This window comes from Rhizobium sp. 01N424 (assembly GCF_056399485.1).
Genome location: NZ_JBFTRK010000027.1, coordinates 1 through 13142 on the forward strand (window position 1 = coordinate 1; position 13142 = coordinate 13142).

The window sequence follows — 13142 nt, forward strand, 5'->3', positions numbered from 1 at the left end:
TATGCCGTATGCCGGGACCATCGCCGCAACCGGCTCCAACGCTGCGCAAGATGAAAGCTTCGCGTTTCCGCCGGTTGCTCACACCGCGCCATTTGGCGTATTCAAAGCCGCCGAGGCTCTAACCGCCGCTGGATGAAAGTTCAGTGGCAGGTCACCCAGACTACGGCCCAGCCCCTTAAACCACGGCGGCATCCTGTTGGAGATTGTTTCGGGCTATTTCTCGGTCTTTTTGAGTCGTAACGATCGAAGGAAGTCCGCTCATTTTGGATCTTTCAGTGCATTACCTTGCTAGCCTGAGCTATCTGATTGTTGGCGCTTCTTGCCTCACGTTTCTGCTCTATTTTGAAATGGTGCGTGGGAGCGCGGCCAGTGCCGCCTATATTTATACGGCCGTCCCGATCATCGCGGTTGGGCTTTCAGCGGCTTTTGAGAGCCTGTTGTTTGATCGGGCAATTTTGCTTGGAGGCATACTGATACTGGTGGGTAACATCATTGTTCTCACCCAGCACACCGCTTGAAACGCGGAAACAGAAACTGATTCAACAAGCCAGCGTCATAGAATCTTGGTGACGAAGTCGATAAAGGCCCGCACTTTCGGCGCGAGGTTTTTACTTGATGGAAAAAGCACTGATATCGGCGGGCCATCTGCTGCAAAAGCTGGTAACACCTCGACCAGAGCGCCGGACCTGATGTGGGGTTCGGCCATATAAGTATGGAGCTGAACACGGCCGGCACCGGACAGTCCGGTGTCGACCATCGCGTCGGGATTGTCGAGGCTCAAAGTTCCCTGGACAGAACGTTCGAGCGGCTCCCCTGTCTCCGGTCGAGAAAAACGCCATGGGGCAAATTCAGGGCCGTAATGCGAAACTCGTCTCACGCAGTTGTGGTTATCGAGGTCTTCGATGGTTGTCGGCTTTCCGTAAGCTGCAAGATATGAAGGGGAGGCGCACACGATGTATCGAACGGTTCCAACACGCTTTGCCATCAATCGTTCGTCGCGCGGTTCTCCAATGCGCACCACAGCGTCAATCCCAGCCGCAATCGGGTCGGTGACAGTGTCAGCGAACGTCGCAGCAATGCGCAGTTCGGGGTAAATCGATGTGAGTTGCCCCAAGGCAGGCACAATCTTGAGCCTGCCAAGCGCCGTCGGCATTTCAATGCGCAGGACACCACTCGGGCGAGCGGCCCGTGCACGCATGTCCTCTTCCGCCCGGTCGAGGTCCGCCAGGATCCCGCTGCACCGCTCGAAAAACAGCTTCCCATCTTCAGTTATGGTGAGAGATCGGGTCGTCCGATGAAAAAGCCGGAGTTGCAGCCGTTCCTCCAGCCTTGCGACGCTCTTGCTGATTGCCGAAGGCGAAACGTTCAGATCCCGGCCGGCAGCGGCGAAGCCGCCGAGCTCAGCGACACGGACGAATGCGACAATACTTCCAAGACGATCCGATGCCACAGCGATCTCCTCGCCCATCCATTAGTGACTTGTCGGAACGAGTGCAAGGACTGTTACACGTCTACTGTCTGGTTTTGAGCAGGCATATCTTCTCTTCTATCGAATAAACGATAAGAGGAGTTGCAAATGAAAATCGACCTTTCTGGAAAGCGCGCAATCATCAGCGGCTCGACCGCAGGCATTGGTCTCGCCATCGCAACGGGCCTTGCTGCGGCAGGCGCCGAAGTGGTGGTGAATGGCCGCACGGAAGAGCGCGTGCAAAAGGCTATTGAAACCATCCGGCAAACAATCCCGTCGGCGATCCTTTCGGGCGTTGCTTCTGACATGTCGACGGCTGAAGGCGCTGCCAAGCTCGTAGCAGCAGCGCCTGAGGTCGACATTCTCGTCAACAGCGTTGGTGCTGCCCTGTTCAAGTCCTTTGATGATCTGACCGACGAAGACTGGCTCTTCATGTATCAGCTCAACGTCATGAGCGGTGTGCGGCTTACCAAGCATTATTTGCCGGGGATGACCAACCGAGGATGGGGGCGTGTCGTCTTTATCAGCAGCGAGTCCGCTCTTAACCCGCCGAAGGAAATGATCGATTACGGCATGACGAAAGCCGCCCAACTCGCGGTATCGCGTGGTGTCGCGGAGCTGGCAGCGAAGTCTGGCGTCACGGTCAACTCTGTTCTGCCAGGACCAACACGGTCTGAAGGTTTTGGAAACGTCCTTGAGGGTATCGCCCAGCAAACCGGCCAGTCAATTGAAGCAGTCGAAAAAGGTTTTCTCGAGCAGAACCGGCCGACGTCGCTTCTGGGCCGCTTCTCCACGCCCGAAGAAGTCGCCAACATGGTCGTCTACGTCTGCTCGCAGCAGGCATCGGCAACAAATGGCTCGGCATTGCGCGTCGATGGCGGCGTCGTCCGGTCACTCGTGTGAGCGCTTCGGCGGCTGGTCGTGCCAGCCGCCATTTCTAAGCGCGCGATCGCAAGACAGAGAAACAAGGAAAACAGTGATGTCATCCAAACTGGAATTAACTCGGCGTAACTTCGTTGGCGTGGCCGCAACAGGGGCACTCGTTTCGCAGGCGCTTCCCGCTGCAGCCAAAACAGGCGGCACAGGAGTAACGTCGAGCAGCAAGCCAGACGGGAAGACCGGCCCCTTCTGGCCGAACGGTGCTAGATTGGCGGTTAGCATTTCCCTGATGTTTGAGGGAACGGGACAGCCGATCTCCGGGGCTGGCGGCGCTTTACCTGAGCCGATAAAGCCCGGCGTTCCGGATCAAGCGACGAATGCCTTCTTCGCCTACGGTGTGAACGAAGGCATCCCGCGCGCGCTCGACCTGTTCGATAAGCACGACATCAAGGTGACGTCGTTCATGATCGGGAAGGCGATCGAGCAGAACCCGGACTTGGCGCGCGAGATCGTTAAACGCGGTCACGAGGCAGGTGCACACGGTCCGACTTGGACGGCCTCGTATGATCTGTCACCTGAGGAAGAGAAGGCGTTCATCAAGCAATCCGTCGATACCATCAAGCGCATCACCGGAGAGCAGCCTGTCGGCTGGAACGCCTACTTCATGCGCAACTCCATCCAAATATCGGAAACCTTGCAAGATCTTGGCTTTCTGTACAGTATTGACGAGCCAAGCAGGGACGAGCCGTTCATCATCCCTGTTCGTGGAAAAGACTTTGCCATGGTGCCGTACACCCTACATATGAACGATATGAACTTCCCGTTCCAAGGCTACGACCCCCATGCGCACGAGCAGGCCTTGCAAGACGAGTTCGACCAGCTCTACGAAGAAGGTGCAACCAGGCGCCGACTGATGGTCATCGGCATGCACGATCGACTGAGCGGGCATGCCAATCGAATTCGCGCGCTGGATCGCTTCCTCGCTTACGCGAAAAGTCATGACGATGTTTGGTTTGCGCGAAAGGACGAGATAGCACGCTGGGCGCTAGCACAACGCCAACATACTCCAGTCGTGCACCGTGGCCCTCCATCTGAAACCGGCTTGCCGTGAACGAATTCCTCCGGCCGGCGCATTTCTCCATCGCTTGACCGATGCCGCCGGCCGGAATGCACCACCTTCAGCTCTTCAAACCAAATGTGACTTAACGTTAAACATCTACTGCAAACGGTTGCGGCGGATCTACTGTCGGTGCTTGGAGAGATTGGCGCTGAGGACGCATCCCCTAAAGCGATGCGGCCGTGAGCAAGGCTCACATCGTACCGAAAATAATCTCATAAAAAGTGGAATAATCTGCGGATCGAGATGTCTACCTCGTAAGAACATCGGAAAAACACCGTCTGCATCGCGAGATCTGAAATGCAAGGCCCGGAAGTGAAATCGGAAGCTTGCCTGCACAGCGCATTTAGGATTGGCGCGACGAACTGGTGGAACGTCCCGGGGTGTTCTTCAAAAGGAGCAGAACTATGGGCCCACGCCTCTATGCGATGACATGCGGTTGGCTGACAATGCCATCCAAGCTTTTCCTGAGCGGCGGGGAGGGTTGGTTGGCTATCCCGGTACCCAGCTACCTGATCGTCCATCCAAAGGGCACCGCACTGTTCGACACCGGGCTTGAAACCAACCTTCAGAGCCTCGATCCCGAGGAAGTCAAGCGGACCTTGGGAAAGTTCGAGCCTCTGGTCAAGCCCGAGTTCAAGGCCGGCGAAGACGTCGCCGAGCGTCTTAGGGCGTTTGGCGTCGATCCCGATAAGATTGACTACCTGATCAATTCGCACCTGCATTTCGATCATTGTGGCGGTAATGAATTGATAAAGAACGCTCGGCTGGTTCTCCAAAAACGAGAGTGGATAGCGGCAACAACACCTGAAACGATCGAACAAAATAGCTATCTGACCCGCCAGTATGATCTCGGTCATGACAGGCTTCTGGTCGATGGAGAGCATGATCTCTTCGGCGATGGGAGCGTCGTCCTCATTCCAATGCACGGCCATACTCCAGGTCACCAGTCGCTCAAGGTGAAACTCGCGGACGGCGAGATTATTCTTTCGGCCGACGCCTGTTACTTGCGCAAGGCCCTAGAAAAAATGGTGCTGCCAGATCCTGCGTTCGTCCGTGATGAGGCGGCAATGTTGGAGTGTTTTCGCCGCTTGCAGAAGTTTCAGAATGACGGTGTTCTTGTCGTGTTTGGTCATGACCCCGAGCAGTGGAGGCACCTCAACAGCGGGCCGATAAAAGAGCTTTTTCACGCAACGGTGGCTGAAGCCGCGAGAGGACAGTGACCGAGCAGTTCACATCAATCAAGTTCAGACAGAAGATGGACCAAATCGTCATGAAGAATATCGAAAATCTCGCCCTTGTTCGTATACCGGCTGGCGAAGGCAGAGCGTTTTCTGTTGCAGGTGCGAATCTCACCTGGAAGGTTAGAAGCGGCGAGGCGAATGGAGACTTGTGCCTCTTCGAACAGGTCATCGAACCTGGGGAAGGCGTTCCATTCCACACACACAGTTATCCGGAAACTTTCTACGTCGTCAGCGGTACCATCCACTTCGCATCAAGCGCCACCTTAGGCCAGAGCTGGGATTGCAGTGCGGGCGACGTTGTCATTGCTCGGCCCCATACACCGCACGGGTTTTTTAACAAGGGCAGTGAGACAGTGCGTATGCTCAGCGTTTCTGTGGCTGCACATGAAAGGTTCTTCGACGCGGTTGAGGATGCCGACGAGGAGGAGCCCTTTTCGTCGCAGCCGCCAGCCGCAGCTTTTGAGCGTGTGATTGCCATCGGCGCAAAAACAGACACGCACTTCCTGCCGCTTTCCTCTGAGGAAAGCGCTCCCCAAGAGTGAGCCTATATAAAAGCTGCTGTAATCATTAACGACTGAAATTCTTCCTTTGCGTGCTAAGCGCTCTTGCAAAGACGGGGCGAAAGGGAAATCTGTGCCTGCGTTCAGGTCAATGTTGGGCCGGATGTTCTCGCTGCGGCAACCGTCAAGAGTGCCAAGCCTCGCACAACCCCTAGGGAATATTCCATGTGCAAGATAATGCGGAGGCCAACATGCTTATCAAACATCATCCTTATAACGGAATAGATCCCAGCAACTATGCGTCAAAACCGACGGAGCGCCAGAAAAGCGCCAACGGCTTTGCCAATGTATTGGCAACCACGGACGGTACGAACTCTGCAGACGACGAAACCGCTGCTTTCGCAGCAGCGTTTACGCTGGCGACATCAGGAACCTCTGCGGGTGTAGCTGGCCGCATCCAAAGTTTAGATACGTCAATCCCTCAAGCAATGAAAGCCTTGGACTTCGATGGGGACGGCCAGCTTAGCTTAAATGATATGCTGAATGCGAAGTCGTTGGGAATGAAATTGCCAGACTAACGATGCAATCATTCATCCATCTCCCAAGATATCGGCTTCAGACATTGCTTCTGCAACATTTCTGGAGCGGGGCATGGCTGAACTTTGCCGTGACCTGATGAGCGGCGGCTTTCTGTCCTCTACAGCGATCTGCGGACGACCGAAATGCTGTCGACATCCCCACCCAATCCAACCGTCGTTTACAGGCAGCTTATTTGAACCGCGAATGCCAAACGCGGACGGACCGTCGTCGGCCCTTCATCAGTCGCTCGTAAAAGTAACCGACGTTCACCGTTGTGGACTTTCAGAGGGTTGTGTTCTCAGCGGGGGGGTGACGGTTCGTAACCTTTCAAGGCGGAGACGACCGGCAGGGCCCATACAGATGCGGGGATTGATTTGCATCTGCATGGGCGATGTGGATCAGCTATTGATCCGAGTGGCTATGCAGCCTCCCAAACCTGATTAAGGATTTTCGCCGCAAGTGCAGCTTTGTCTTGGGGCAGGAAGCGACCGTAGTGCTGCTGCACGACATCCGGCGTGTCCTGGATTGCATAACTCGCCTGCTCATACGATCCGGTTTGCTTGAGGATATGCGTTGCCAGAATATCCCTGAGATTATGAGGGCCGTGCGGGAGCAGTCCTTTGATGGCGCCGCGGCCGGTGTAGGGATTGTAGATCCCATAGCGTTGGATCACAGTCCGCCAGGCTTCATAGAATTTGGTGGAATCGTATGCCGCGTCCAGACTGGTCGTCTTCACCGTCTTGACGAACAGAGTACCGGGATCTTTTGCTGTACCCAGCAGCACCCCGCGATGGCGATCGATATAGGCTTCGAGGTATTTGTAGAGGTCGAGCAAATCCGGCAGGATCAGGCGAAACGGCTTTTGTCCGAAGAATGATGAGCCTGAGTTCTTGAAGGCGATCGATGGGATGAGGACCTCCCATCCGTTTTCCCGATCGCTCCAGCGTATCTCACCGCATTTCATGTCCTCCAGCCGCCGCTCCGATGTCGGAAAATGCCCGCGCGGGCACAAGCGAAGCTGTCGAAGGTTCTTTTGTCGAAGCCCAAGATGCAGGCCGAGGCGCAGCAAAAGGAAAGAGCGGACCGCTTCGGCTGCTGCCCGAGGATAACGATGTTCATCCGGCATGCGCTTCAGGATCTCATCTGTGATTTTGCGGTATTCCGACAGTGGGCTGTCTGCTTCGAGGACCACCATGATCGGCTCGAACGGATCGCGATGGACACGCATGACACGCTGGATTTCCTTCGAGCGATTGGCAGCATGCCGGTGGAATGCGTCGCAGGCGCCGTGCCAGTCACGCGCTGCGAATTCTATCTCCTCTGGCGCGATCAGCCCTTCGATTGGCTGAACCTTCTTCAGAAGCTCCGGATGCTGGCGGATCCAGCCCACCTCCGCCCGCGTGAGAGCTTGCGCCACCATCAGCATGTCTTCTTCCCATTTGGTGTAGAAGCCACGGCGCTGCTCCCGCCATTGGAGATACCAGTCCCAGATGCCAGGAAAGATCAACAGGCCAAAGGTCAGTTGGCCGAGCGGCACACCGCGCCCTTTGACGACGCCGGCGGGTGAGGCAGCGAGTGCTCCGAACATGAGGCCGAGATGCTCGACCTTCTGGGATGCGGTTTCCTCTCCCCAAACTCCATTTCGTTGGAAGCCGATTGCGGTCAGCGTCGATGTCTTGAAGCGGATCAGATCGGCCATCTCCATAGCCAGCCGCGGCGGCGCATCGACGACGCCTGACAGGAGATCCGGATCTTCAAAGGTTTCCGTATTGTGACTGGTGCTCCCTGCAAAACTGCGCGCGCGAGGCGACAGAGCTCCTCCGCCATAGGTGATACCTGGAAACCGTATTGCATAACGTTGTTTGGTGGCCGCCGCCTGGTAGCGACGATAGTCGGTTGAGCCCGAGATGATGACCCGGCGCACCCATTCGATGATTTCCTCCCGCTTAGAGAACGGCAAGCTGCTGAAATCGTCCGGAAGATGCCATGCAAGGCGCCGCCGTTCCGCAGCACTGATGTCACCCATATCATGGCCGTAAAGAGAGCGGGATTGGTGCGGCAACTTCGCCTTGAAATAGCCTTGCACCAGCCGGTAACGCCGCTCGATGCGGGACAGGATCTCGAAGCTCGTCAGAGATCGCGGCACGCGCTCGCCCTGAACCCACGACAGCAATGTCTTGTCATCGAACGTCTCGCCCAGGCGAACGACGGCGCGGTAGAGTTGCCAGTAGCTCTCGCCGAACCGGCGCATGTGATAAACGAGCGCATCGTTAAAGCTCGCCGGATCATCGGTCGCCTCAAACAATGGCTCAGGGAATGGACGGATTAGCTTTGGTTGTGGTCCCCTCGGCACTGACGAAGAGGTAGCCTGGGTCTTGTCGGAGAGGATCTGTCGCGGTCTGGAACGCGTCGCAGTTTCCGCCTTGCGCCGAACGGTATTGCGCGATTTCGTGCGTGTTTTCGTTGACTGGATGTCATCGGCGGCAGGCGGTTCTCCGAGCCAGCGGATAATCGCGTCCAGTCCCGGACGGAGCGCCTTCTTCAAATCGGCTGTCATTTGGTTTTCGATCCCGCATGCCTGGCCAATGGCCGTCCAATCCATACGGCCACTAACGATCGGTGGTGGCCGGCGGTGGATGACAAGACCTATGAGATAGGGCCGAATGCTTTCCAGAACTCGCTGTGAGGCAACTTGCGCGATGCGCACCTCGCAGAAATCCGAGATTTTTCGTTGAAAGTGATGAATCGAAAGATCGTGTGTTGCCATGCTCTTATTCCATTTCTCTCGATACCAGTGTCGAGGGCGGGCGGGAATAGGAGTGGACGTTTAACAAATGGTATTGCCGCAGCGGCGAGCTTTTGGGGCCAGGCTTAGGTGCCCAGATTTCAAATGAAGCATCAAGAGCCTCATGCTAAAGGTTGCAGATGGGATTCGGGGTTTTCATTCACCGGTCAGATTCGATTTACGACGATAGCCCGGCTGAACAATACCAGTTCCCGGGCCAGTATCGCGGTCGTGTCCAGGCATGTGTGGGTGACTGGATCGTCTACTACGAGCCTCGGAAAGTCGCAGCGACCCGCGGCTATTTTGCTGTCGCCAAGGTTGAACGGGTTATTCCTGATCCGAAGGCCCCAGGCATGTATCTGGCGCTGATCGAACACGGCAGTTATCTCGACTTCATCAATCCCGTTCCGTTCAGTGGACCAGACGGTGTCATAGAGCGAGGTGTACTGAATGAAGAAGGCCGTATTTCCGGGAGAGCACAGGCCGCAGTCCGGCCGATATCAGCAGCAGATTTCAACCGCATCGTATCTATTGGCATAGACGAGCATGAGCCTGAACTGCCTCGGCTGGATGAGCCGGGGCTGACGCATGCGGTCGATGGATTTGAAGATGAAGCTCAAGCGCCGTTCATGTTCGAGCAGGAGCGCGACCGGGTTATGCAACTCTCGTCGCGGATCGTTCGAAATCGGCTGTTTCGCCGGCTCGTTCTTCACGCTTATGACAAACGATGCGCCATCACGGGATTGAAGCTCATCAACGGTGGTGGCCGCGCGGAGGTCGACGCCGCACATATCCGGCCGGTGGAAGCGAGCGGGCCTGACATTCTTTCCAACGGAATTGCGCTTTCGGGCACCGCACACTGGATGTTTGACCGCGGTCTGATTGGCCTTTCGGACGATCTTGATATCCTGATATCGCGTCAGGCGAATGATCCTGACAGCATTCAAGGACTCCTCAACAAGACCGGGAAGGCGATCGTGCCTGGCCGGGTCTTCGAGCGGCCACATCCCCAGTTCCTGAGATGGCACCGTGAGAACTGCTTCAAGCAGTGAGCGACAGGGTAGGTCTTGCGCTGTAGTTTCATCCTGAGCGGGTCTATTTCGGTCCGTTGGCGCCATTAAACCTAAAATCATCCCGATCGGTTCTTTTGTCTTCCTTTTGCCCCATCTGATGATATGATCATCCCGATAGGGGTGATTATGGAAAAGATCAAAGATACGAAAAGCCTCGGCATGCTGATCCGTCAGGAGCGCAAACAGCAGGGGTTAACCCAGGAGCAACTCGCCGGGGTAATTGGCGTGGGCGTACGTTTTCTGCGTGAACTCGAGGCCGGCAAAGAGAGCTGCCAGATTGGCCGTGCGATGCAAGTTTTGGCCGGTCTTGGTCTCGTCGTTTCCGTCGGCCGTCGCCAGGGTTCGCGATCATGACCCGCGTATTGGACGTCTATTTTCGCGACACCAGGGCCGGCGCGCTCGCCCGGATTGACGACGGCCTGCTCACCTTCACCTATGACGACGCGTATCTTCTGGACCAGACGTCGCGGGCGATCTCCTTCTCAATGCCTCTACGAGAAGAGCCATTTGGTGATCAGGTAGTGCGACCGTTTTTCTCGGGGCTCTTGCCGGATGAGGGCGCGCGGCAACGCCTCGCGGGGGCGCTCGGCCTTTCGGCAGGCAACGCCTTCGGGCTACTGGAGGTTATCGGGGGTGAATGCGCAGGTGCGTTGTCACTCTATCCCGCCGGCACGGCGCCAGAACCTTCCGGCCGGTCCCAAGCCGAAATTCTCACTTCGGAACGTCTGGATGAAATTCTCAGCAGGCTGCGGACCCGGCCTTTGCTTGGCGGAGACGAGGGCATTCGCCTATCGCTCGCCGGCGCGCAGGACAAACTGGCGGTCATTGTCGATGGAGATTCCATTGCCTTGACGAGAGATGGTCAACCAACGACCCATATCTTGAAACCGGTCATCCAGGCGCTGGAAGGCACAGTGGAGAACGAGTATTTTTGTATGCGGCTGGCTGCCCGCCTCAAGCTGCCGGTACCCCATGTCGAGACACGCCTGGACGGGGCGACTGCCTTTCTCCTGGTTGAACGTTATGATCGGACGAAGGCTGCAGATGGCATCATTGAGCGCCTGCACCAGGAAGATTTTTGCCAGGCCCTTAGCGTACCGCCGGAGCTGAAGTATGAGGCCGAGGGCGGACCGGGAACAGAACGATCCCTCGGACTGATCGACCAAGCCTGCGCGAGACCTGTCGCGGATCGATTGCAGTTCGTCCGAATGCTGATTTTCCACTATCTCGTCGGCAACGCCGATGCCCACGGCAAGAACTACGCCCTGCTTTATGGCTCGGATGAACCGGATCTGGCACCGATCTACGATGTCGTTTGCACGGCCGTTTATCCTCGCTTGTCAAAGAGGCTCGCCATGAAGATTGGCGGCCGCGATGTCCCCGACACCATCCAGCTGAAGCATTGGGCGACACTTGTGCCCGAAACCAAATCTTCTCAGCGCATCCTTGTTCGCGACCTTGCCCAAATGGCAGAAAGGATTGTGAGCGAGGCCGATGCCCTTGTTGCAGACCTGGCCGACGAGGGGATCAGGCACCCCATCCTGAGTGCAATTCGCAAGGTCATCTCTAGTCGGGCTGGTTTGCTACAGAGAGCCGCGGAGCAGGTGTCTTAAGCAGTTGAATGGGCTCGGATATCCAGCCCTTTGTCCTTCGACCAACGGGCCGGCGGTTCGTATCCCTTCAAGAGCGTACTGCGACTCATCGTCAGTTTGACAAACTTTGCCATTAGCAGGTATCTTGAGGCATCAAGGAGACTCAAATGGCGACGATGAATGTATCCCTGCCAGACCCCATGAAAGATTGGGTCGAAGCACAGGCCAGGACAGGTCGATACTCGAATGCAAGCGACTATGTCAGAGATCTGATCCGCCGAGACCAAGCCCGTACAGACAAGATCGCGGAGATGCAGCGCTTCGTCGACGACGGGATTAGAAGCGGAGTTGGGAGCCGTTCAAGGGACGAGTTGTTTGCCACAGCCACCACGCAAGCCGAGATCAGCCGCGGAAGCGCTTGATGCCATTCAACCTTTCGGTCCAAGCGGAAGAGGATATTGTTTCCATTGCACAAGAAGGCATCCGCATCTTCGGAGCACTGGTTGCCAAACGATATCACGATGAGCTTTTTGCCTTGATCGAACTCATCGCCACCAACCCAAAAATGGCTCGTGAACGCCATGAGATTTCTCCTCCTGTCAGAATCCATCCATTCAAGGCTCACCTTGTAGTATATCGCATCATTGAAGACGGGAGCATATTCGTGATCCGTATCCGGCACGGCCATGAAGATTGGGCGGGAGACTCTTTCTAATCAATCCCTTTGCCGAATTCATAACGTGATGGTCGCGAGTGCGAATCCTATCAAGGCGGACGCGGAGACCTCCGCATCGGGCTACGTGGATGAGCGGGACTTCTGGTGAACTATGCTGCCTCCCGCACGCTGTAAAAGCCTCACTGCCAGGCTGCCTTGCCCTACTGGAGAGAGCGTCCGTAGCGGGTGCTCATCTCATCCGCTTCAAAATCTTTTCAGCGATCTTGCGATATCCGGCAAGCGGGTTAGACGTGTTCGGTCGTCAACGCCGTTGCAGCCAAGCCTTTAGAGCCTGCCGGATCGCACGATCTGCCGGTACTGTCTGATCGAAAGCCCACCAGATATGCGCACCCTGCCAGAGGGCAGCCATCTGCCAGCCCAGCAGATCCGCCTCCTGTCGATCGGCAGACAAGCGCCGGCCCAGGGCCGAGACCAACACGCGACCCCAGGCCAAGCCCCTTTCGCGAAGTTTCGGGTTTCGAATGTCTTCTCGCAGAAGAAGAAGACCATCAGTGGCATCACGCTCGGCCTTATCGGGCGACATAAGGCGCAACAGAAGCTTGATGGCTCCCTCCGGAGATAGATCCTCCTCGTTGTCTGCCGCCTTCGTATCTGCGTCCAAGCGGTCCCAGGCCTGCAGCAGGATCGCCTCAACCAGACGCTCACGGTTCCCATAACGCTGCACCAGAGTTGCCGCAGCCAAGCCTGAGGCCTGTGCCGCACGTGCAAAGGTCAATCCATCGGGGCCTGCCTTCATCATCAACTCGAACAAGGTGTCGAGTACCTGTTCATCGGGGATTGTCTTGCGTCTAGTCATGATGATATATAAACGCACATTCGGTTATAAATCAAGGAGGGGTCGGTGGCAAAGATCGTTGGCTACATCGCAGCAAGCTTGGATGGCTTGATTGCGGATGAGAACGACAACCTGGACTGGCTGTTCAAGTACGACGGAATGGATCTCGGTGAACATGATTACCGCACCTTCCTGAAGGGCATTCGCACGATCGTCATGGGTCGTGGCACCTACGACTTTATTGCGAAGGATAGAGCTGGCGCGGTTTGTCTGAACAGTTTCGGGCGTTTCGCTAAGTGGATTTCCGCCTCGATTATGCCGCCACCGTCATTGGTGCCAGCGCGTTGAAGTAGGCCTGATCCGGCGTCTTCCGGTCAAGGGATGAATGTGGGCG

Annotated in this window: 14 protein-coding genes and 2 pseudogenes; 13 read left to right on the forward strand and 3 right to left on the reverse strand. The window is 56.3% G+C overall.

Going from position 1 to position 13142, the window contains the following annotated elements; all coding sequences use genetic code 11:
• Both AC1DNK_RS29555 and AC1DNK_RS29560 read left to right on the forward strand, forming a co-directional pair.
• Positions 1-136: pseudogene (locus AC1DNK_RS29555) on the forward strand (IS3 family transposase); the annotation flags it as partial.
• Between the two features lie 127 nt (positions 137-263).
• Positions 264-518, forward strand: a complete 255-nt coding sequence (locus AC1DNK_RS29560; RefSeq protein ID WP_477944765.1) for a hypothetical protein — start codon at positions 264-266, stop codon at positions 516-518.
• Between the two features lie 35 nt (positions 519-553).
• On the opposite strand, the gene AC1DNK_RS29565 is transcribed toward AC1DNK_RS29560, so the two are convergent.
• The gene (locus tag AC1DNK_RS29565; RefSeq protein ID WP_477944766.1) at positions 554-1450 is read right to left on the reverse strand and encodes a LysR family transcriptional regulator; all 897 of its coding nucleotides are present in this window, start codon (positions 1448-1450) and stop codon (positions 554-556) included.
• Between the two features lie 126 nt (positions 1451-1576).
• On the opposite strand from AC1DNK_RS29565, the gene AC1DNK_RS29570 reads away from it, so the two are divergent.
• The 5 genes from AC1DNK_RS29570 (at position 1577) to AC1DNK_RS29590 (ending at position 5786) form a co-directional block, all read left to right on the forward strand.
• A complete protein-coding gene (locus AC1DNK_RS29570; RefSeq protein ID WP_477944768.1) occupies positions 1577-2371 on the forward strand; it encodes an SDR family NAD(P)-dependent oxidoreductase in 795 nt (264 codons plus the stop codon).
• A 76-nt stretch (positions 2372-2447) separates the two neighbouring features.
• The gene (locus tag AC1DNK_RS29575) at positions 2448-3458 is read left to right on the forward strand and encodes a polysaccharide deacetylase family protein (RefSeq protein ID WP_477944770.1); all 1011 of its coding nucleotides are present in this window, start codon (positions 2448-2450) and stop codon (positions 3456-3458) included.
• Positions 3459-3871: 413 nt separating this feature from the next.
• Complete coding sequence (locus AC1DNK_RS29580; protein WP_477944772.1) at positions 3872-4687, forward strand: N-acyl homoserine lactonase family protein; 816 nt, start codon at positions 3872-3874, stop codon at positions 4685-4687.
• Positions 4684-5250: a cupin domain-containing protein gene (locus AC1DNK_RS29585; RefSeq protein WP_477944773.1), complete on the forward strand. Its 567-nt coding sequence runs from the start codon at positions 4684-4686 to the stop codon at positions 5248-5250. The genes AC1DNK_RS29580 and AC1DNK_RS29585 overlap by 4 nt, the downstream gene beginning before the upstream one ends.
• A gap of 209 nt (positions 5251-5459) precedes the next feature.
• Complete coding sequence (locus AC1DNK_RS29590) at positions 5460-5786, forward strand: hypothetical protein (RefSeq protein ID WP_477944775.1); 327 nt, start codon at positions 5460-5462, stop codon at positions 5784-5786.
• A 419-nt stretch (positions 5787-6205) separates the two neighbouring features.
• On the opposite strand, the gene AC1DNK_RS29595 is transcribed toward AC1DNK_RS29590, so the two are convergent.
• Positions 6206-8554 carry a hypothetical protein gene (locus AC1DNK_RS29595; RefSeq protein ID WP_477944777.1) on the reverse strand — a complete coding sequence of 783 codons (2349 nt, stop codon included), beginning with the start codon at positions 8552-8554 and terminating at the stop codon, positions 6206-6208.
• Between the two features lie 158 nt (positions 8555-8712).
• Here AC1DNK_RS29595 and AC1DNK_RS29600 point away from each other — a divergent pair, with 158 nt between their 5' ends.
• The 5 genes from AC1DNK_RS29600 (at position 8713) to AC1DNK_RS29620 (ending at position 11952) form a co-directional block, all read left to right on the forward strand.
• Positions 8713-9624, forward strand: a complete 912-nt coding sequence (locus AC1DNK_RS29600) for an HNH endonuclease (RefSeq protein WP_477944778.1) — start codon at positions 8713-8715, stop codon at positions 9622-9624.
• A gap of 147 nt (positions 9625-9771) precedes the next feature.
• Entirely contained in the window at positions 9772-9999 is a 228-nt protein-coding gene (locus AC1DNK_RS29605) for a helix-turn-helix domain-containing protein (protein ID WP_477944780.1), read from the forward strand.
• On the forward strand, positions 9996-11258 hold the full coding sequence (locus AC1DNK_RS29610; RefSeq protein WP_477944782.1) for a HipA domain-containing protein: 1263 nt from the start codon (positions 9996-9998) through the stop codon (positions 11256-11258). The genes AC1DNK_RS29605 and AC1DNK_RS29610 overlap by 4 nt, the downstream gene beginning before the upstream one ends.
• Positions 11259-11404: 146 nt before the next feature.
• On the forward strand, positions 11405-11659 hold the full coding sequence (locus AC1DNK_RS29615; protein ID WP_477944784.1) for a type II toxin-antitoxin system ParD family antitoxin: 255 nt from the start codon (positions 11405-11407) through the stop codon (positions 11657-11659).
• Positions 11659-11952: a type II toxin-antitoxin system RelE/ParE family toxin gene (locus tag AC1DNK_RS29620; protein ID WP_477944785.1), complete on the forward strand. Its 294-nt coding sequence runs from the start codon at positions 11659-11661 to the stop codon at positions 11950-11952. Before AC1DNK_RS29615 ends, AC1DNK_RS29620 begins: the two co-directional genes overlap by 1 nt.
• A 262-nt stretch (positions 11953-12214) precedes the next feature.
• Here the strand turns inward: AC1DNK_RS29620 and AC1DNK_RS29625 are convergent, their stop codons facing one another.
• On the reverse strand, positions 12215-12769 hold the full coding sequence (locus tag AC1DNK_RS29625; protein WP_477944787.1) for a TetR/AcrR family transcriptional regulator: 555 nt from the start codon (positions 12767-12769) through the stop codon (positions 12215-12217).
• Between the two features lie 45 nt (positions 12770-12814).
• On the opposite strand from AC1DNK_RS29625, the pseudogene AC1DNK_RS29630 reads away from it, so the two are divergent.
• Positions 12815-13000 (forward strand): annotated as a pseudogene (locus tag AC1DNK_RS29630) (dihydrofolate reductase family protein); the annotation flags it as partial.
• Between the last annotated feature and the right edge of the window lie 142 nt (positions 13001-13142).

Excerpts from the sequence above, each read along its gene's own strand:
- AC1DNK_RS29570 (WP_477944768.1), top strand. The coding sequence starts at position 1,577 with ATGAAAATCGACCTTTCTGGAAAGCGCGCAATCATCAGCGGCTCGACC.
- AC1DNK_RS29620 (WP_477944785.1), top strand. The coding sequence starts at position 11,659 with ATGCCATTCAACCTTTCGGTCCAAGCGGAAGAGGATATTGTTTCCATT.
- AC1DNK_RS29615 (WP_477944784.1), top strand. The coding sequence starts at position 11,405 with ATGGCGACGATGAATGTATCCCTGCCAGACCCCATGAAAGATTGGGTC.
- AC1DNK_RS29610 (WP_477944782.1), top strand. The coding sequence starts at position 9,996 with ATGACCCGCGTATTGGACGTCTATTTTCGCGACACCAGGGCCGGCGCG.
- AC1DNK_RS29600 (WP_477944778.1), top strand. The coding sequence starts at position 8,713 with ATGGGATTCGGGGTTTTCATTCACCGGTCAGATTCGATTTACGACGAT.
- AC1DNK_RS29625 (WP_477944787.1), bottom strand. The coding sequence starts at position 12,769 with ATGACTAGACGCAAGACAATCCCCGATGAACAGGTACTCGACACCTTG.
- AC1DNK_RS29595 (WP_477944777.1), bottom strand. The coding sequence starts at position 8,554 with ATGGCAACACACGATCTTTCGATTCATCACTTTCAACGAAAAATCTCG.
- AC1DNK_RS29605 (WP_477944780.1), top strand. The coding sequence starts at position 9,772 with ATGGAAAAGATCAAAGATACGAAAAGCCTCGGCATGCTGATCCGTCAG.
- AC1DNK_RS29580 (WP_477944772.1), top strand. The coding sequence starts at position 3,872 with ATGGGCCCACGCCTCTATGCGATGACATGCGGTTGGCTGACAATGCCA.
- AC1DNK_RS29575 (WP_477944770.1), top strand. The coding sequence starts at position 2,448 with ATGTCATCCAAACTGGAATTAACTCGGCGTAACTTCGTTGGCGTGGCC.
- AC1DNK_RS29590 (WP_477944775.1), top strand. The coding sequence starts at position 5,460 with ATGCTTATCAAACATCATCCTTATAACGGAATAGATCCCAGCAACTAT.